This is a genomic window from Pseudomaricurvus alkylphenolicus, from assembly GCF_011683955.1.
Lineage (GTDB): Bacteria > Pseudomonadota > Gammaproteobacteria > Pseudomonadales > Cellvibrionaceae > Pseudomaricurvus > Pseudomaricurvus alkylphenolicus.
On the sequence record NZ_JAAQPI010000009.1, the window covers coordinates 354,053 to 373,367 of the forward strand.

Below are 19,315 nucleotides of genomic sequence, written 5' to 3' on the forward strand. Positions count from 1 at the left end.
TTCCACAGGGGAGCTTTTATCAGCGCTATCATCCGCACCGGATACTGAAGCCAGGAAAATCAACATACACAGCGAAAACACTCGAAACATATTGCACCTTGTTATTTTTTGGAATTTCCAATCTTCTATTGATAGAAGTTGACCGCTACCGGCGTCCTGCCTCTCGCGGATTACCGTACATCCTGTACATAAAAAAGGCCCAGTGATTAAACTGAGCCTTTCGAAGGGTCTAAAATCCGTAGTGATGATCAATCGCCAAAGTTGGCAATAAACTCCACGCCCCAGACTCTTGGCTCGTTGACAAACCCCGTCAGGTTGTTGAAATCGATTGCTCCGGTCAAGTATTCCTCGTTGGTGATGTTACGACCGTAGGCGGCGACTTCATACTTGCCATCCTGCATCACATAACCAAATCGGGCGCCACCCAACAGAATGCTGTCACGACGGAACGACTCTGATTCATACAGGGTAAATCGAAGGTCGCTCTGATAGCTCCAATCTGTACTAAAGTAGATTGAGTTTCCGTTTTTCAGAGGCTGAGTGTACTTGACCTCCAAATTGGCGATTCGCTCAGCCGTTTGTGGCAGCGAAGAACCATCCAGAATGCCTCGTCCCTGTTCGTTAAGGTTATAGGGTGTGCAGGGCGCGCCACAAACCTGAACGGTGGTTTCATCATCATTGATTTCGGTATCGTTATAACTGAAACCGGCGCTGATATAGAGGTTTTCGGTGGCGGCGAATTCGATATCCGCTTCGATACCCCGGCCAACCGTTTCGTCCAGATTCAGCAGCGTCGAGGTATTCGCCGTTCCACCGACTGCCGTTACCTGCTGATCCTCCATTTTCCAGGCAAATACCGTTGCATTTAAGCGCAGTCGACGGTCCATCAGCTCAGACTTCAGGCCAACCTCGAAGGAGGTATTGGTTTCGGTTTCCGCCTCACTCAATGAAGGGGCAGGTCCAAACAGGATACGTCCCTGAATACTCGGTGCACGGGAGCTGCGACCGGCTCTGGCATAAATGCTGACATCTTCGTCGATAAAGTAGGTACCGCTGATATCCCAGCTGACATAGTCGTCGTCGGGGTTGGTTGTCAGAGGACCAACTTGTACAACACCGGAAGAAACCAGACCTTCGTAACGGCGCGCCGCATAATCTTTTTCGTCAGAGGAATATCGCAGCCCCAAAGTCAGGTTGAATGACTCTGTGACGTCGTATCCCACCCGGCCGAACACACCCCAGGCATCGGTTTCCTGCTCTTGAAGAACGTTGACCCGGGGTACAGTACCTGCGCCGTCCGAGTAGGAAATCTGGCTGACGGTCAGATCTTCCTGGAAGTAAAACAACCCAGCCTGCCATTCAAAGCCTTCCGTGTCGGCACTGGCTACTCGAATTTCCTGTGTAAACTGATAATGATCGGGAATCGAGCCTCTGGTAACAGAATCAAAGGGAATAAATCCAGGACCGACACCGGCGATACCGCCGTCGATGTCGCCAACACTGGTCATGTCGATTTCTTCGTAACCGGTTATGGAGGTCCAGATCAGGCTGCCTGTGTCATAGGTGAGTTTCAGTAATCCACCCAAGGTTTCTATTTTTTGCTCGTTCTCGCCATTGGTCGAGACCTTGTCCATATCGAAGCCAGATACAAAATCGTTGGTGCCCTGCTCAACAATATTAGCTCGAAACGCCCTCGCCGTGCCATCCAGATCTCTCATGTGGACATTGGCAAGTGCGCTGAAGGAGTCATTGGGTTCGTACAGCAATTGAAAACGTGCGGCGGTATCGTTGTAGCCCTCAAGGTCATCCTGAGGTCCCGTGTTATCCAGCCAATCGTCACGTTCGAGCACTTGAACCGACAGGCGGGCGGACAGGGTATCGGTTAACGCACCACCGACGGCACCCTCCAAATCCACCAGATCAAAGGTGCCATAGCCCACCTTGAAATAGGCATCGAACTCCTGGGTGGGCTTTCTGGAATCAAACTTGATGATGCCGGCGGGAGAGTTACGCCCAAACAGAGTCCCCTGTGGGCCACGCAGGACTTCCAGGCGTTCCACATCAAATATCGGAAACCCCTTCAGAATCGGGTTCTCCTGCACCACTTCATCAAACAACAGGGATACTGGCTGGGAGGCGTTCAAATCGAAATCGGTGTTGCCCAGGCCCCGCAGGTAAATCCTGGGGAAGGCTCTCCCGAAGGATGATTCTACCTGAAGACTTGGCGCCCTGCCGGCCAGGGCTCTCAGATCAGCTCCGCCACCGACCAGCTCGTCAAGCTTTTCGGTGTTCATGGCTGTTACAGAGAGGGGCACATCCTGGATATTTTGCTCCCTCTTCTGGGCGGTAACGACCACCTCTTCCAGCTCAAAGGCCATAGACGGGGAAGCTGCAGTAAGCACTGCAACGGCAATCAGTGAAGGTTTGGCTAACGCCTTGATAGATCGGTTGACTGTTTCAACGCTCGGAATCATTGTCTGCTCCTCGATTAGAGGTTATTTGGATGTATTTTTATTTGATGATTTAATGCATTAACTCATTCTTTAAATCATTTGTAATATCATTACTGCCAGTTATGGCCTATTAATATTGTTTATCCCCCTATTTATCAACAATGCTCGATGGAATAGCCATTTCGAATAACAACAAAATGTATAATCGATTAAACTATTATTTACACCTTGCCGCCCGCCTGTCAACCGCAGACCGACGCGCGCCAAGATTGTTAGGTTATTAACGGGATCGCGGTTATCTCAATAGAATTTGAGGGCAAGGATCACGAAATTGCCGCCTCCAACGCCAACTGAATCATTTCGTTAAACGAATTCATGCGCTCGTCGCTACTCAGAGCTGCCCCCGTGCGGATATGATCACTCACTGTCAGAATCGTCAGCGCCTTCACCCCGAATTCCGCCGCCACTCCATAGATACCGGCTGCTTCCATATCAACACCGTAAACGTTGTACTTTTCCAGCACATCAAACATTTCCGGCTCCGGGGTGTAAAACAGGTCCGCTGAAAAGACATTGCCCACGCGCACCGGCAACTCCTGCCGTTCTGCAACATCCACAGCCTTCCTGAGCAGTCCAAAGTCGGCAATAGCTGCAAAATCGTAGCCCTTGAAACGCATTCTGTTGACGTTTGAATCCGTCGACGCCCCCATGCCGATAATAATGTCACGCAGGGAGATATCGTCATGGACCGCCCCACAACTGCCCACCCGAATCATTTCCTCGACGCCGAATTCGGTCACCAGCTCAGTACAATAGATGGAGGCCGATGGAATACCCATGCCATGAGCCATTACAGATAGCGCCTTGCCACGATATTCACCGGTAAACCCCAGCATGCCCCGAACATCGGTAACCAATCGGGCGCCCTGCAGAAAAGTTTCGGCGATATATTTAGCCCTCAGCGGATCTCCAGGCATGATAACGGTTTTGGCGAAATCACCTTTATTGGCGTTGATGTGTTTTGCAGACATAGTTACCTCAGAAAAAATGAAAACAATTTTCAGGCAATCTGAACACTGCCTGATGGATTAAAAAAAGCTGGTTCCAAACTCAAGCTCCGGCAATCCAAACCACGCCGCCAGGCTTTGCCCAATATCGGCGAAGGTTCCACGTTTGCCCAGCGAGCCTGGCTGTACCTTGTCTCCGTAGACGATCACGGGGATGTGCTCTCGGGTATGATCGCTGCCCGGCCAAGTCGGGTCACAACCGTGGTCGGCAGTAATCACCAACACATCATCAGGCTGAAGCTGATTGAGCAGTTCCGGCAACCGGCTATCGAAATACTCAAGCGCGCGAGCATAACCCGGCACATCCCTGCGGTGGCCATAGGACGAGTCAAAGTCAACGAAATTGGTAAACACGATACTATTGTCACCAGCTTCAGACAGAGCGGAAAGCGTTTTATCAAAAAGATCCGTCAGGCCGGTGGCTTTGATTTTTTTGCTGATCCCCTGCTGCGCGAATATATCAGCGATTTTTCCAACGCTGATCACCTCCCCACCGTGTTCTATCATTCTGTCGAGCATCGTGGGCTGGGGCGGCACCACTGAGAAATCTCGCCGGTTTCCCGTCCTTTGATAATTGGATGCATCGCTACCCACAAAGGGTCTGGCGATAACCCGACAAACATTGTGTTCGTCCAGCAGCGTTCTCGACACCTCACAAAGCTGCAAAAGGCGGTCAAGACCAAACGATTCCTCATGACAGGCTATTTGCAACACACTGTCTGCGGATGTGTAGACAATGGGCTTACCGGTTCGTTGGTGCTCCTCCCCCAAACGGGCGATGATTTCGGTACCCGAAGCATGGCAATTGCCAAGCACCCCTGGAATGCCGGTTGCCTCGATCAATGCGTTCAGAATATCGACGGGAATGCTGTCGGTCTTGTCCGTAAAGTAAGTCCAATCAAACAACACCGGCACGCCGGTAATTTCCCAGTGCCCGCTGGAGGTATCTTTCCCGGTACTCAGCTCCTCGGCAAAACCATAAGCCCCAATAACCTCCACAGTCTGATCAGCCCCCGCCGGAAAGGTGCCACTACTCTCTGCCGCCGCATGCATCAGTCCGAGCTTACTTAATTCCGGCAATCTAAGCACACCCCTGCGCCCCTCATCAGCGCGACCTGCAGCGCAGGCCGAAGCAATATTGCCAAGGGTATTGGAACCCGCGTCGTTAAATTTGTGGGCATCATCGGTTGCCCCCAAACCGAAGGAATCCAGCACCAGAATCACAGCTCTTTTCATTGTCGAATGTCTCTCTTAAACCAGGGATAGAAAGAAGCCGGCCAAAGCCGCGCTCATCAAATTGGACAGTGAACCGGCTACAATGGCCTTGAAGCCCAGACGAGCGATATCGTGACGCCGTTCGGGTGCCATTCCGCCCAGTCCGCCCAACAGCACGGCCATGGACGCCAGGTTGGCGAATCCACACAGGGCAAAAATGATGATAATTTGCGTAGGCGCTGAGAGCGTATCCTTGATAGACAGAAAGTCGATATACGCCACAAACTCATTCAACACCAGCTTTTGGCCGATCAACCCTCCTGCCGCGACCGCCTCCTCCCAAGGTACACCCAGGACAAATGCCAACGGAGACAGTACATAACCCAGCATGGATTGGACACTGAGTCCGGCGACACCAAACTGGTTACCGATGCCGCCAACAATGCCATTGATCATGGCGATCAAGGCAACAAATGCCAGCAAACTGGCGCCGATATTCAGAACCAATTTCATACCGGCTATGGCCCCGCCGGCAGCGGCATCAACCACGTTGGCGGGTTGGTCTTCGTCGTCAAACTTGGCGTTGTCGAATTCGACAACCGACACCTCAGTCTCGGGCTTCATGATTTTGGCCATCAAGAGGCCTCCCGGAGCGGCCATAAAACTCGCAGCAATCAAGTATTTAAGCTCGACCCCCATGCCTGCGTAACCGGCCATAACCGCTCCGGCCACGGACGCCAGACCACCGGACATCACCGCAAATAGCTCAGATTCTGTCATTCTGCTGATGTAGGGACGAACCAACAGCGGGGCCTCCGTTTGTCCCAGGAAAATATTGGCCGTCGCCGACACTGACTCCGTATGACTGGTGCCCAGCAATTTTTTGAGCAAACCTCCGAAAACAGAAACCACCTTCTGCATAACTCCCAGGTAGTAGAGCACCGACATTAAGGCCGAAAAGAAAATAATGATTGGCAAGACATGTACAGCAAAGATAAAACCCAGTTCGAACTTAGCCAGATTCCCAAACAAGAACCCAACACCGACATTGGCGTACTCAATCAAATAGGAAACACTGTCAGCGACCGCACCCAACATGGATTTACCAATAGGGATGTAGAGGACAAGAGCGGCCAACCCGGCCTGCAGGGAGAAAGCACCAATCACGGTTCTTAATTTGATTGCCCTGCGGTTATCAGAGAGCGCCAATGCGATGGCCAAAATACAGAAGATTCCCAGTAGACTCATTCTCAGTTGCAACCCATCGTTAGAAGCTTACGCTGTTATCATTATTTCGCTGAACTAATGTTTAATCGATTAAACAGTATTTGTTCATCGTATTGATGTGGACAGGACCTGTCAAGCCTATTTATTTGGCATATTCTCTATTCTCAAAAGGAAAAGATGGTTCCTTTAGTTTGCATCTGAGGAATTTTGTATAATCGATTAAACCTTTAAGTCACAGTCAGTTACGAGTACCCAACCTCCCTCTCATCGAAGTTGGTGACTAAAGTAAGTTGACAGACCGTGAATCCGTATTTCACGTAAAATGCCATCATTTTCGGCGAAATTAAGGAATTGGCAGTTTAAAGAGTGTTTAACAATACCTTCATATGTTAAATTCGTTGCGTTTAACCAAGGAACCGGAACATGGCAACCCTGAAAGACGTGGCAAAACGGGTCGGTGTTTCCACCGCTACCGTCTCCTATGTATTGAGCGGCAGACGCTCGATCAGCGCCGAGGTAAAAAAGAAAGTGCTGGCGGCGATCAAGGAGCTCGATTACCAGCCCAATCGCAAAGCTCAGGGCCTTCGCACCGGCCAATCAAATCTGATCGGTATGCTATTACCGGATTTGACCAAGCCCTATTTCCCCAACTTGGCCCAGCAAGTCGAATACGCAGCCAGAAAGGCGGGCTTTGCAGTACTTCTTATTGATTGCCAGACTGACAAGCGGGAACAGGAAGACGGCTTTAACGTGCTGTCTCAACAGGCGGTCGACGGCATCATCTGGTTTCCCCTTGATGACAGCATCCCCAAGAGCTTCGGCAAGGTTAAATGCCCGGTCGTACTGATCGATACCACACTGCCAGGCTATGACACCGTTAAATGTGATTTTAATCGAGGCGGCCATTTACAGGTGGAAGAAGCGCTGAAGTATGGTCATCAACGTATAGGTCTGTTATCCGGCCCACAATCTATCGAAAGTGCCCGGGATCGTCGCAACGCCGTACTCGAAGCCATGAAAGGAAAGCTTGAGCTCGCCTGGGAAGTGGAAGTGCCCTTCCATACCGATCTCAATGACAAGGCCATAAAAGCACTGAAAAAGCAGACCGCGACGGCGGTGATCTGTGCTGACGACCTGGTTGCCATCGGCGCAATCAAAGCGCTGAAGAATCTGGGGCTGAGTGTTCCCGGCGATGTTTCAGTGATCGGGTTCGATGATATCCCCTGGTCTACGCTGGTTGAGCCCATGGTAACCACTGTGGCTCAACCCATTTCTGCGATCGGGTCGGAGGCGGTGTCCATGCTGATTCAAAAAATTCAGACCCCCGATAAACCCACCCGGACTGTGATTCTGGATGTTGGCTTTACCCATCGGGAGTCTACTGCAGAGGTGAAGTGAGACGGATCACTCCCACTTCACGCATCTGTGTGAGTTCATCGATATCAACCGGTCGCCGCAGCTGAACCCGCCTTTGTTGCTTTGCTCTTTAGGGGTTTACTCGCTTTATTGCGACTCTTGGAGGGCGCGACCGTTTTGCCGCTGATCGTCTCAGGATTTTTGCCCTCAATCAGTTCAACCTCAGCACCTGCTTCGGTATCCGCCAGCTCCAACACGGCATCCCGGAACACACACACGCCCATATCCGGTCGATAGCCGTGAATCTCCTTGACGTCCAATGCCAACATAAACTCCAGAATATCCTCACTGATCACCTGGCCCGGTACCAGAATCGGAAACCCCGGCGGATAGGGAATCACAAAGCTGGCCGACACCACTTCAACTCCCGAGCGAATCTTGTTCTGTAGCTGCCCATTGTCAATCCGCAGATATTCACAGCTCTCGTCGTCGTAAGCGGTAAAGTAGGCACTGCGAATATCCCCTTCTGAGGTATCGCGCTCAAAACCCGGACTAAACACACGATGGAAACGGCTGAAATCCGGCAAGGGCGGCAAATCTTTGGTCAACGAGATGATCCGACGTTTGGTCAGCAATTGCTCGGCGGGACTGTTCTCCTCTTGCCGTGCATCCAGATCACGGGCGATCTTCATCAACACCCCCATCAGGTAGGCAATCGCACTGCGGCTGGTACCGATATTGGTCATAAACAGCACAGTGTTGCGCGAGGTCTTATTCACCTGAATACCATAGGTGTCCATCAGATAGCGATTTTTAAAGGTGTCACCATCCACACCGGTGTGACCGATAAAGAGCGTAATACGGGTCGGGTCGACAACGAATTCGTCATCACTCCAGGCATCCTCCATGCGGCTCCATCCGGTGTTTGGATCGTAGTAACTTTCCACACCTGAGGGCCTGTATTCATCGGGTACCAGATCTTTGTTTACCAGCACACTGAAATACTTGCTCAGGCCCTTATGGTTGTATATCTGTTCACGCAGGGCCATGGCCACTTCAATCTGCTTGTGCACCAGCTCGTAGCCCTCAAAGTCCACCTGCCGCCGCCCCACGTCCAGGGAGGCAAGAATCTGATAGTTGGGTGAAGTGGAGGTGTGAGTCATATAGGCTTCATGAAATGCCGAGCGGGATTTGCGTTGAAAATCCTCATCGTAAACGTGAATCATAGAGCCCTGACGCAGTGAGGTCAGCGTCTTGTGGGTTGAGTGGGTGGTATACACCCTCATCCGTACCTTGGCCGGATCGGGCATCAAGGGGCGATCAAGCCAGGTGGTATCATCGGCCGGATCAAGTTTGTCGAATTCCGTTTTAAACGCCTGGTACTTCTGAGCATACTCCTCAGAGCGATAATGATGCTTAAGCTTACGCGCCGCGTGCATGCCAGTGCGCGGACGGTAAATGGGATTAAAGGTGGCGAAAGCAAACCAGGCTTCGTCCCAGAGAAATGCCAGGTCAGGTTTGATCGCCAGACATTCCTCCATCACCCGGCGGGTATTGTAGACAATGCCGTCAAAAGTGCAGTTGGTCAGCAGTAACATCTTGACTCGATCGAGCTGACCGGCACGCTTGAACTCCAACAGTTTTTTCTTGATGTCCCGCAGCGGCACCCCCCCGTACATGGAGTACTTGTTCAAAGGATAGGAGTCCAGATAAGAAACATTGGCGCCCATCAACATCAGTCCGTAATGGTGCGACTTGTGACAATCGCGATCCACCAGCACAATATCGCCGGGCTTGATCAGGGCCTGCACTACGATTTTGTTGGCTGTAGAGGTACCATTGGTAACGAAATAGGTCTCTTTGGAGCCAAACGCCTTGGAGGCCAGTTCCTGGGCCTTTTTCATAGGGCCTCGCGGTTGCAGCAGCGAATCGAGGCCTCCGGAGGTGGCCGATGTCTCCGCCATAAAAATATTGCGACCATAAAAGTCCGCCATGTCCTGAATCCAATTGGACGAAAACACCGACTTGCCCCGCGACAACGGCATCGCGTGAAAGACGCCGATGGGCTTTCTGCTGTGCTGGCGAAGTGCCGAAAAGAAAGGCGTCTGGTAACGATCATAAATACCCCGCAGGATACTGTGGTGCTGATCGATAATATCCGGCTCGCGGTAAAAAATCCGGTTAAAGCAAAGAGACTCTCCTGCGGCAGCCTCTTCCATGGCCTGGTTGGAATGCAGGAACAGGTCCACCTCGGGGCGAATATTCTTGAGTGCCTTGCCCAGCAATCCGCTCTTGTTCGCGTCATCCAGTTCGTTGAACTCCTCTTCAGTGACTGCCGGCAGATAGTGCTTAAGGAATTCGAACTCGTGCTTCGACTTGTAGCTGAAACTTTGACGAATGATACAGGCCTGAATATTGGGATTGATTAACAGAGCCACCAGCGCATCTTCAAAATTGCTCACGGCCACCACGTCGTAAACATAGCGGTCATCAACGTGTCGCATTTCCAGAAAAGCCTTGCGCACCACCTCTTCGTGTTTGACAGAAGTAAAATTGTCGATAATCAAAAGCTCGAAATAAGGGCGACTCTTACCCTGCCCCTTATCACCCTGTTGATGGTCGTCTTCCACCTTCTGCATTTTCATTAGCGGTTGATCGAGAATGATCTCCCGCCGGCGATAGATACCGGAGGTGATAGCGCGGCCCACTCGCGATATTGAGACCTCCAGTTGTTCAAATTGGTCGCTGTGGTAGAGACGCCACAGGTACTGAAAGTCGCTCTTGGACGGAAACGCTGTGTACTCTTCAATCTGTTCCAGTTGATTCAGTGCATGAACAACGGATTTACGCAACTCATCGCTGTTGCCACTGTCGACAGGTTCCTTGGCCAAGGCGGCAATATCGGATTTGAGCTGGTTCCAGGCATCGGCCCTCTGGTGAAAGAACTTGTGGTAAAACCCAATAGCACTGTAGATCGCTTCTGTTTTTTGAGCAGTCATAAATCAACCGGATAGTAGCAGCAGGAGGAGGAAGGAGTAGAAAGCCCGCATAGCATAGCCAATGTTGCCTTTTCAGGGTGTATCAAGCTGAAAGAAGTTGTAAACAGCCCGTTAACATCCCCATTGCAACGTGCGGTTAACAATCTTTCACAGAACCATAAAAAACAAAAATACCTGTCAGACATCACAGTGCTATTGTTTCCCGGATGACTTCACCCACTGTCTGCATAGGCCTTCCGCACCGATGAAACCTGAATCCACCCTTGCGCGGCCACGGCTGAACCCCCTCTTACTACCCTGGACCCATTGCTCCAGGCGTGTGTTAGAAACCATCCTCAAAATAACCAAGCAACGCCGTCAGGCGAAGAGAGCCGCCCCGATGAAACTCAACGGACTTAATGAGATCTACCGTTTCTTCAGCGAGAACAAGACGCCGATCTACTTTATCTCTGCCTCACCGTTCAATATTCTGGGACTGGGGCAGCTGGTACCCAGCCTGCAATATATTAATTATTTCGACTGTTTTGACCGTTTTCATCACCGGGTATTTACCCCGGAAGAACGTGAGTCGCCCGAGTTTGAGTCAATGGTGGACGTGGTGAATTATCTGCTGCGACAGAAAGAGGTCATCAAACTCATACGCAGCCAACCGGCGGGTGGCAAATTGCTGACGGTGATGTTCGACGAAGAGACCGAAGTGCTGGCGAAGAAACTGGGACTGGAGATTGCCCTGCCCCCTGCCGAATTGCGCAATCGTATCGATTCGAAGATCGTGACCACACAACTGGCGAATGAAGCGGGTGTTGCCAGCGTGCCCAATGTCCTGGGCAAGGCCGATGACTATGCCAAACTGCGGGCACTGGCGGCCAAAGCCGGCCTCGGAGAATCACTGGTGGTACAGACGCCCTATGGGGATTCCGGGCGCACGACTTTCTTTATTAACAGCGAAAGCGATTGGGAAGAATACGCCGAGGATATCATTGGCGAAGAAATCAAGGTGATGAAACGCATTGACCCCATTTCCGGCACAGTGGAGGGGGTCGCCACCCGCCACGGCACCCTCGTGGGCCCAGTGATGATGGAAGTGGTTGGGCACACGGAGATCACCCCCTACAAGGGCGGCTGGTGTGGGAACGAAACAGCAGCCACGGAGTTTTCCGAAACCCAGCGGGACGAGATCATTCAGATGATGAAGTCTCTGGGAGACCGGCTGTATCAGGAAGGCTACAAAGGCACCTTCTGCATGGACTTTCTTATCGATCGAGATACACAGGCGGTATACCTGGGAGAAATCAATCCCCGCATCAGCGGTGCCTCTCCGGTGACTAACCTGATTACCCAAAAATACGGGGGGGTGCCGCTGTTGTTCTTCCATCTGCTGGAGTTCTTTGATGTGGACTATGAGCTGGATCTGGAGGCCATCCAGCAGCGCTGGCTGCACTACGACAGCTGGAGCACCCTGGTGTTAAAGCAAACCCACGAAGAAGTGGGTTTGATCACCTCGGCCCCCGCCTCCGGTATCTGGCGACTCAACGACGGTGGCGGCATCGATTTTCTGCGACGCTCCGTAGACTGGAGCAATGCCTCGGATCAGGCCGAGGGGTTTTTCCTGCGCATACTCGGCGAAGGTGAGTACAGCTACAAAGGGGCCGATCTCGGGATTTTGCTGACTCGCGGTCGGGTCCAGGACCCCAATGGCAATATCAATGATCGGGCCCGCAATTGGAATTCCGCCATTAAACAACAATACCGCACTACCCTGCCGTCGGCGGATATGGAGCCCAGAAGGTATTCCGGACTGCATTACAAAATCTACTGATGAAAGACATCGGCCACCACCTTCAAAACACCAGCGCCCGCTTTCGCAGCATCAGCGAAGCGCGGCCGGGGGCCAAGCTGGCGGGGTTATGGCAATGGTTTGCGCCGGGCTACCGTCGCTGGTATCTGCGAGATGGCGACAAGCAACGGCCCAGTTACGCCAGGGGATTGACCCTGTTGCGCTCCCACATGCCGGAGCTGTTACCCACCTTTGAACAGCTCCTGCAGGTGTGTGCGGCCGATGAACTGACAGCCCGGTTTCTGACGCTCTACGATCCTCCGGCGATCGTTGCGGGCTGCTCTCAGGCGGTATGGACGCGGGGGGAAACGGCATTGATCCGCAATTATGACTTCCCCGCCGGCCTGTGCGAGTCGGTATTGCTGCACAGCAACTGGAATGGCACCGCGGTGATTGCCATGACCGACTGCTTTTGGGGCGTGTTGGATGGCATCAATGAGCACGGCTTGTCGGTATCCCTGGCCTATGGCGGTCGCAGGGAGCTCGGTCGCGGCTTTTCCATTACACTGATTCTTCGCTATATCCTGGAATTCTGCCAGACCGTTGAGCAGGCGACCGACGTTCTGCGCCGAATACCGGTACAACTATCCTACAATGTCACCCTGGTGGACCGGCAAGGAAACTACGTCACCGTGCTGCTATCGCCGGACCGCGACGTCCAGGTGACCCACCGCAATCGAGCCACCAATCACCAGCATCCGCGCGAAGTGAATCTTTATGAATGCCTGGCGGACAGTCGCATTCGAGAGAACTTCCTGGCCGCACGACTGGATGATCAGCGCCAGAGTTTTGCGCATTTCCAGCAGTTGTTTCTACTTCCACCCCTGTATCGTTATGCGGCCGAATCCAGAGGCTGGGGCACGCTCTACACCAGCACCTATTTTCCTGCCGCCGGCTATATGGAACTGCACTGGCCGGACGGGAGCTGGCGGCAGGGTTTTGACCACTTTGTGGAGCAAGAGCGTACCGTAGTCTATCGAGGCTGAGTCTGTAAAAAACCGCCGATGGCCCTGGTTGTTTCATCCACCTCCGGGAACACCCCGCCGAGCAAAATGTAATTATGAAATAAACCGGGCTTTTCTTCGTGCAGCACATCGGTGCCTAGAGCAAGCAGGTGTTGGACGATGGCCTCGCCTTCATCCCTGAGAGGATCAAAACCACAGGTAATGATATAGGTTCTCGGCAACTTCCACGATGACAAAGCGTAGCGCGGATCATCGTAATCAGTACTGTCATCGGTAGCCTGCATACCAAACCAATCCAGCACCTTTCTGGTGAGGGATATGTTCTGATCGAGTAGTAACCTGCGACTATTGGTTTCCGCCATTCTGGCTTCAGGCGGATAAATGGGGATGAGCGCACTGGGCTGTATATACGATTGAGCCGCGTGTTTACCGACAACCAATGTCAAAGCCGCACCGGCGCTGTCGCCACAAACCGCAATATCGGCTTTGTCGATACCTTCTGCGGCAGCGTTATCAACCAGCCAATCCCAAAGGGCTACAGCATCTTCCTGCGCGCTTGGCAACTTGTGTTCCGGACCCTTCCTGTATTCAACCGAGACCACCCGACGACCAGTATCTCGGGCCAGTCGCCGGCAGAAGCCGTCGTGAGATTTTACGCTGCCAATAACAAAACCACCGCCGTGAAAAAACAGCAGCCCCGGTTTGAGGCCGTCAACGGGTTGGGTATCGTAGGTTTGAACGGTTAGCGGATGCTGATTAATGGTGATCTCGCGTTTGCTGACCTGCTCGACATGAACACGTTCGCCGCCAAACATCCTGTCGAGTTTGTCGTAACCGCCCCGAACCACCTGCACGGGTGGCATATGTGGTTGTTCCAACAGAGCCATAAAACTCAGATAAGCCTGCGCTCTGGGGTCCAGCGTACGGCCATCGATTCGCTTACTGCGGCCAATATAGTACAGCCGCCAGAAGCCTCGGGGGGCGTGGAGCAGGAACACCCGGCCGATAACAAAAAACGCGGCGATGAATATCTTCATTAGGCGGTATTACCTTGTATAAATAAGAGTATCGTCATCCAGATCGAAATTGGGGAGCTGATCTTTTTCGGTATAGTAATCGGGAGAAAACACCCAGGGTTCCCGATCGCCACTCTTCGGCATCAAGTGATGACGGCGATTGAAGTAGCCAGGATTAAATTCTTGTTCCGAAATCCAGCGATTTTTCGGCATATTCCGATCCTGCTCACGCAATGTCGGGGTAACCACCTTCGCGCCTTTTTTATCCATGTGATTGATCAGACGACAAAGATAGTCGCACACCAGATCAACCCGCATGGTCCAACTGGTTCGCAAATAGCCAAACATCATGGCCAAATTCGGCAGACCTGACAGCAGGATGCCACGATAGGTATAGGTGTCCGCCAAATCCACTGACTTGCCATTCACTTCAAACCCTACGCCGCCCATAGCCAACAAATTAAAACCCGTTGCCGTGATAATTACGTCGGCTTCCAGCGCCTCGCCGGATTTGAGCATGATACCTTTTTCAGTGAAAGCTTCAATCTGGTCCGTAACAATGGAGGCCTTACCGGAATTGACGGCATGAAACAGATCGCCATCCGGAACAAAGGCCAGACGCTGCTGCCAGGGGCGATAGCTCGGCATAAAGTGCTTTTCGGCCACCTCATCGCCGACAAAGCCACGCACCACCTTTAGCAGCTCTTCTTTGACCAACTCAGGCTGCTCGGCCGCTGTGTACTGAATTTCCTTTGCGGTATGCAGCAGGTCACGGCGTACCGTTTCGTGAACCCACTCTTCTGGCAGCTTCAACATGCGCAGGCGATCGGCCAACTCATTGCGGTTTTCACCGGTCCAGAAATAGGTCGGAGAACGCTGCAACATGGTCACATGAGCACAATCATCGGCAATATTGGGAATCAGTGTGGCGGCCGTTGCCCCGGAGCCGATGACAACCACTTTTTTGCCGGACAGATCCAAATCATCAGGCCAGGTCTGCGGATGCACAATCGTGCCCTCGAACCGATCCAAGCCAGGCCACTCGGGCGTGTAGCCTTGTTTATGGTCGTAATAGCCCCCGGTCCAGAAGAAAAAGTTACAGCTAAACTCCACCTCCTCATTGGTGTCCAGCCTATTGACGATGACCGTCCATACCTGGGTCGCATCAGACCAACTGGCTTTGATGACTTCATGTCCGTATCGAATATGCGACTCAAGACCGTCGTCTTTGATAACTTCGCCGATATAGTCGTTGATCAGATGGCCGTCAGCAATCGGGGCTCCCGTCCAGGGTTTAAAGCGGTAGCCAAAGGTATAGAGATCGCTGTCAGAGCGAATACCGGGATAGGTATGGGTCGCCCAGGTTCCGCCGTGGGTGTCCTTGCTTTCCAGAATCAAAAAGGACTTTTGCGGACACTGTTCCTTGAAATGATGGGCAGCGCCAATACCCGAAATACCTGCACCGATAATAAGTACATTAACATGCTCTGTTTTGGTCATCTGGTCCTGTCTCCCGAAGCTGCGTTTAACACATACTGTAGGGACATCCGAAACCGAAGGGCATTGCAGAGCAGGCCGAATTTTTGATACTTTAGGCCATAATGTCTCACTTTGCCACGTGACCAATGAGTCAATCCAATTCTGTCGTAGCCAGCGGAAACCTTTCCACGGCACACCGGACCATAGCCAGCGTGCTCGGGCTGATGGAGGCGCTCCAGATCTCGCCGCAGGGGTCGATAGTGATGATTCAAAACGTTGGCTTGCCCGCTCACGCGTACGAGGATCCCACCTTTCCGATTTCTTCAAACCAACATTTGGAGCTTATCAACCTCATACTGAACGAAATGGAAACGGACTGGTCAGTGATCGCCATTGTTTTTCGGATGGCTTCGGAATTAACGATCGAGCACTTTGGCGTTATCGGTCTTGCCATGAAGTATGCCGAGACTCTACGAGAGGCACTGAGGGTAGCTCTGGCCTATCCTGAACTCAGCTGGGGACATTCACGTATTGTCGTCACCCGAGGCTCATCGGAGTTGACAACGACTTTCACCATGGAGCAACCCAAGTTACCGGGAATCTCAACCGAGCAGCTGGAGCGACTCAGATGTTATTGTTTGGTATTGGATCTAGTTGCGGCTACAGCAGAAGTCAAATCCATAATGGGCGAAGACCATGCACCCACCCGAATTACACTGCCCTTTCCAACCCCACCGGATTGGCCACAGGTCAAATCCTTCGCCCCCTGCCCGATAGAGTTCGATGCCGAAGCAGCACAAACGTTTTATCCATTGAGTATCGAACAGGCAACTCCTATTCACGCAAGCTCTTTGTCCCATCGAAATTTCAAGGCCATTGCGAAGAAATTGTCATCCTCTCTTGCGGAGGATGTAGACCTCACTGAACAGGTATCGAGGTGGTTATGGGCCTACACGCCTCCTCTCGGTCGCGCGGATATAGCGAAGCAGCTCGCCATGTCGGAACGAACGCTTGCCAGAAAATTGAAAGAGGAAGGGACCTCGTACAAGGACCTTTACAATCATGTGCAGACGGAACGTGCGAAGAATTTTTTACGCAATGAATCCTTTACGGTTTCGCAGATTGCCCATCGGTTGGGTTATTCGGAGCCTGCAGTGTTTACACGCGCTTTTGCCACTCAGACGGGGTTATCGCCGCTGAAGTGGCGGAAAAAGAAGGGCAAAAGCGATAACACAGGACGGGACTCTCACACCGCTGGCTACCCCCAAAAGGACTGAAGGTTCACTGTCGATTATTCAGGATGCTTACCTCTACCGACTTCAACTCTCTGCCGGGGCATTGCCGGCGTCTGCTATTTGATCATCTTTGAGCATCTGTATGTCGTGGGTCGCTGGAGGCGCTATATCTTGGGTGACCGTGTCTCCAGCAATCTTTGACGTTTTTAGGGAGAAAATCAATAGGGTCTCCCATTCAGAGAATTGGGTGATTGGCCGATCAAGTCGCACCCCGCTCACCTCTGCTAGCCCATTGTTAACACATCGGTTTTGTCGCAATTGGGTTCGAGGACGTGGCGTGTTCAAATGAGGAGGACCTCTACTAGTTCGCGAGACCATAGAACAGCTCTGCGGGAGTTTTTGACATTCCCGCCTGGTTTCGTAGTTGTCCCTTTTTCAGCATCCGAACCAGCTCAATTCCTGCAAGCGTGCGTTGCGCGCTAAAGAAATTCTTGAACCCTAGCATAGGCCTGATCATCCGCTTAATGAATCGATGCTCCTGTTCGACCCTGTTGTTCAAAAATTTGCATTGGCGAATCTTGATTCTCTTTCCAGTGTCAATATTTTGTAGGCTCCTTAACTTGCATCCCTGACCATGTTCTTCGCGATGACCATTTGCTGAATTTGTGTCGTGCCTTCGTATAGACGGAAGAGACGCACGTCTCTGTAGAATCGCTCGACACCGTAGTCCACAATGTAACCAGACCCACCGTGTATTTGAACGGCGCGATCGGCCACTCTCCCGACCATTTCGGTGGCGAACATTTTGCAGCAGCTGGCCTCGGTGCTGATGTTTTCGCCCTCGTCCCGTTTGCGCGCCGCGTCCAGCACCATGCATTTGGCGGCATAACATTCCGCCTTGGAGTCGGCCAACATTGCTTGAATAAGCTGGTGTTCCGCAATGGGCTTTCCAAATTGTTGACGCTCCATGGCGTAGCGCAGAGCATCATCGAGCAGGCGCTCGGCCACGCCCACGCTGACAGCGGCAATGTGAAGACGGCCCCGATCGAGCACCTTCATGGAGGTGTAGAAGCCTTTGCCTTCTTCTCCACCAATCAGGGCACTGGCAGGCACCTTTACGTTGTCAAAAATGACGTCACAGGTGTGGGAACCCGCATGCCCCATTTTTTGTTTTTGGCACCCAACGATATGCCAGGGGAATCGGCATCTACGATAAACGCGGACACGCCTTTGGCCTTTTTCTCACCCGGATTGGTGCGGGCGATAACGGTAAAGGTACCCGCTCGAGGGGCGTTTGTGACAAAAAGTTTGGTGCCGTTGAGAATGTAGTGATTACCCTCTTTGGCTGCGGATGTTTTCACCGAGGCCGCATCGGAGCCAACATCGGGCTCGGTTAAACAGAAGGATCCAATCAGTTCTCCTGTGGCGTATTTGGGCAGGTAACGCTGCTTCTGCTCATCCGTGCCGTCAAAGACAATGGCGGCCGAACCAATTTTGAAAGAGAAACCGCTGCACCTGCTCTCAATCAACCAGATTGACTGGACTACTCTAAACCTCGGTAGATTTACTGGGAAACGCTAACCTCAGTCAGACTGAATCGGGCAATTCCACACCATTCTGCAGGCAGCTGGCCACCAGGGTGTTGCGCAGCAAGCAGGCAATGGTCATGGGTCCCACACCGCCGGGTACAGGTGTGATGCCAGCGGCCACCTCTGCCGCTTCGTGATAGTCAACGTCACCGACCAGGCGGGTCTTGCCATCTTCGGCGTCAATTCGATTGATACCCACATCGATCACCGTGGCACCGGGCTTGACCCAGTCGCGCTTGACCATCAGCGGGCGTCCCACCGCCGCGACGATAATGTCCGCCTGCCGACAGATTTCCGCCAGGTTGCGGGTGCGGGAGTGGCACACGGTGACCGTGCAGCTTTCCTGCAACAGCAGCATGGACACCGGCTTGCCGACGATATTGGAGCGCCCGATGACCACCGCGTGTTTGCCGGAAAGGTTGTCGCCCAGATGCTGTTTGGCCAGCATCACACACCCCTGGGGGGTACAGGGCACCAGGGCCCCCTGCTCGCCGTTCATCAGCTTGCCGGAGTTAACGGCGTGGAAGCCGTCCACGTCTTTTTCCGGAGCGATTGCTTCGATGATTGCGGTTTCGTTAATGTGGTCAGGCAGCGGCAGTTGCACCAGGATGCCGTTGACGGACGGATCGCCGTTGAGTTCGGCGATTTTTGTCAGCAGCTCCGCCTCGCTGGTTTCAGCGGGCAGTTTGAATTCCAGGCTGTTCATGCCCACTTCCAGGGTTTTGCGGCCTTTGTTGCGCACATACACCTGGCTGGCAGGGTCTTCGCCCACCAGCACTACCGCCAGCCCCGGCTGCAGGTTGTGTTGTTGTTTCAATGTGTCTATCGCTGCGGCAATATTATCGCGCAGCTGTTGGGCAGTTGCTTTACCATCAAT

At 52.5% G+C, this 19,315-nt stretch carries 15 protein-coding genes; 4 read left to right on the forward strand and 11 right to left on the reverse strand.

The annotated features are described in order from the left end of the window. Positions 1-248: 248 nt before the first annotated feature. From HBA55_RS22510 to HBA55_RS22525, 4 genes are all read right to left on the reverse strand, one after another. Positions 249-2,474 carry a TonB-dependent receptor gene (locus HBA55_RS22510; RefSeq protein WP_166996063.1) on the reverse strand — a complete coding sequence of 742 codons (2,226 nt, stop codon included), beginning with the start codon at positions 2,472-2,474 and terminating at the stop codon, positions 249-251. 302 nt (positions 2,475-2,776) lie between these two features. Beyond that, complete coding sequence (gene deoD / locus HBA55_RS22515) at positions 2,777-3,484, reverse strand: purine-nucleoside phosphorylase (RefSeq protein ID WP_166996064.1); 708 nt, start codon at positions 3,482-3,484, stop codon at positions 2,777-2,779. A 57-nt stretch (positions 3,485-3,541) separates the two neighbouring features. Next, complete coding sequence (locus HBA55_RS22520; protein WP_166996065.1) at positions 3,542-4,756, reverse strand: phosphopentomutase; 1,215 nt, start codon at positions 4,754-4,756, stop codon at positions 3,542-3,544. Between the two features lie 15 nt (positions 4,757-4,771). Then, a complete protein-coding gene (locus HBA55_RS22525) occupies positions 4,772-5,983 on the reverse strand; it encodes a NupC/NupG family nucleoside CNT transporter (protein WP_206019923.1) in 1,212 nt (403 codons plus the stop codon). Between the two features lie 402 nt (positions 5,984-6,385). On the opposite strand from HBA55_RS22525, the gene HBA55_RS22530 reads away from it, so the two are divergent. Continuing rightward, on the forward strand, positions 6,386-7,360 hold the full coding sequence (locus HBA55_RS22530; protein WP_166996067.1) for a LacI family DNA-binding transcriptional regulator: 975 nt from the start codon (positions 6,386-6,388) through the stop codon (positions 7,358-7,360). Positions 7,361-7,404: 44 nt separating this feature from the next. Here the strand turns inward: HBA55_RS22530 and HBA55_RS22535 are convergent, their stop codons facing one another. Continuing rightward, entirely contained in the window at positions 7,405-10,317 is a 2,913-nt protein-coding gene (locus HBA55_RS22535) for an aminotransferase class I/II-fold pyridoxal phosphate-dependent enzyme (protein WP_166996068.1), read from the reverse strand. Positions 10,318-10,696: 379 nt separating this feature from the next. Between HBA55_RS22535 and HBA55_RS22540 the strand changes: the two genes are divergently transcribed. Both HBA55_RS22540 and HBA55_RS22545 read left to right on the forward strand, forming a co-directional pair. Beyond that, positions 10,697-12,136, forward strand: coding sequence for a biotin carboxylase (locus tag HBA55_RS22540; protein ID WP_166996069.1), 1,440 nt, complete (start codon positions 10,697-10,699; stop codon positions 12,134-12,136). After that, complete coding sequence (locus HBA55_RS22545) at positions 12,136-13,140, forward strand: C45 family autoproteolytic acyltransferase/hydrolase (protein WP_166996070.1); 1,005 nt, start codon at positions 12,136-12,138, stop codon at positions 13,138-13,140. Before HBA55_RS22540 ends, HBA55_RS22545 begins: the two co-directional genes overlap by 1 nt. Here the strand turns inward: HBA55_RS22545 and HBA55_RS22550 are convergent. Both HBA55_RS22550 and HBA55_RS22555 read right to left on the reverse strand, forming a co-directional pair. Then, positions 13,128-14,156: an alpha/beta hydrolase gene (locus tag HBA55_RS22550; RefSeq protein ID WP_166996071.1), complete on the reverse strand. Its 1,029-nt coding sequence runs from the start codon at positions 14,154-14,156 to the stop codon at positions 13,128-13,130. The genes HBA55_RS22545 and HBA55_RS22550 overlap by 13 nt on opposite strands. 9 nt (positions 14,157-14,165) lie before the next feature. Further along, positions 14,166-15,635, reverse strand: a complete 1,470-nt coding sequence (locus HBA55_RS22555; protein WP_166996072.1) for a flavin-containing monooxygenase — start codon at positions 15,633-15,635, stop codon at positions 14,166-14,168. Positions 15,636-15,877: 242 nt separating this feature from the next. Between HBA55_RS22555 and HBA55_RS22560 the strand changes: the two genes are divergently transcribed. Beyond that, entirely contained in the window at positions 15,878-16,891 is a 1,014-nt protein-coding gene (locus tag HBA55_RS22560) for a helix-turn-helix transcriptional regulator (protein ID WP_166996073.1), read from the forward strand. Positions 16,892-17,210: 319 nt separating this feature from the next. Here the strand turns inward: HBA55_RS22560 and HBA55_RS37885 are convergent, their stop codons facing one another. From HBA55_RS37885 to folD, 4 genes are all read right to left on the reverse strand, one after another. Next, complete coding sequence (locus HBA55_RS37885; protein WP_338109440.1) at positions 17,211-17,561, reverse strand: DDE-type integrase/transposase/recombinase; 351 nt, start codon at positions 17,559-17,561, stop codon at positions 17,211-17,213. After that, positions 17,465-18,013 (reverse strand): acyl-CoA dehydrogenase family protein, encoded by a 549-nt coding sequence (locus tag HBA55_RS37530; RefSeq protein ID WP_240946209.1) that lies wholly within the window; start codon positions 18,011-18,013, stop codon positions 17,465-17,467. The genes HBA55_RS37885 and HBA55_RS37530 overlap by 97 nt, the downstream gene beginning before the upstream one ends. Then, on the reverse strand, positions 17,965-18,378 hold the full coding sequence (locus tag HBA55_RS37245; protein WP_206019925.1) for an acyl-CoA dehydrogenase family protein: 414 nt from the start codon (positions 18,376-18,378) through the stop codon (positions 17,965-17,967). The genes HBA55_RS37530 and HBA55_RS37245 overlap by 49 nt, the downstream gene beginning before the upstream one ends. Positions 18,379-18,436: 58 nt before the next feature. Then, the coding region (gene folD, locus HBA55_RS22570; protein ID WP_166996074.1) for a bifunctional methylenetetrahydrofolate dehydrogenase/methenyltetrahydrofolate cyclohydrolase FolD at positions 18,437-19,315 on the reverse strand (879 nt) is incomplete at its 5' end.

Coding starts and splice junctions, on each gene's coding strand:
- HBA55_RS22520 (WP_166996065.1), bottom strand. CDS start 4,756: ATGAAAAGAGCTGTGATTCTGGTGCTGGATTCCTTCGGTTTGGGGGCA.
- HBA55_RS22525 (WP_206019923.1), bottom strand. CDS start 5,983: ATGAGTCTACTGGGAATCTTCTGTATTTTGGCCATCGCATTGGCGCTC.
- HBA55_RS22560 (WP_166996073.1), top strand. CDS start 15,878: ATGATTCAAAACGTTGGCTTGCCCGCTCACGCGTACGAGGATCCCACC.
- HBA55_RS37530 (WP_240946209.1), bottom strand. CDS start 18,013: ATGGGGCATGCGGGTTCCCACACCTGTGACGTCATTTTTGACAACGTA.
- HBA55_RS22555 (WP_166996072.1), bottom strand. CDS start 15,635: ATGACCAAAACAGAGCATGTTAATGTACTTATTATCGGTGCAGGTATT.
- HBA55_RS22545 (WP_166996070.1), top strand. CDS start 12,136: ATGAAAGACATCGGCCACCACCTTCAAAACACCAGCGCCCGCTTTCGC.
- HBA55_RS22530 (WP_166996067.1), top strand. CDS start 6,386: ATGGCAACCCTGAAAGACGTGGCAAAACGGGTCGGTGTTTCCACCGCT.
- HBA55_RS22510 (WP_166996063.1), bottom strand. CDS start 2,474: ATGATTCCGAGCGTTGAAACAGTCAACCGATCTATCAAGGCGTTAGCC.
- HBA55_RS22535 (WP_166996068.1), bottom strand. CDS start 10,317: ATGACTGCTCAAAAAACAGAAGCGATCTACAGTGCTATTGGGTTTTAC.
- HBA55_RS22540 (WP_166996069.1), top strand. CDS start 10,697: ATGAAACTCAACGGACTTAATGAGATCTACCGTTTCTTCAGCGAGAAC.
- deoD (WP_166996064.1), bottom strand. CDS start 3,484: ATGTCTGCAAAACACATCAACGCCAATAAAGGTGATTTCGCCAAAACC.
- HBA55_RS22550 (WP_166996071.1), bottom strand. CDS start 14,156: ATGAAGATATTCATCGCCGCGTTTTTTGTTATCGGCCGGGTGTTCCTG.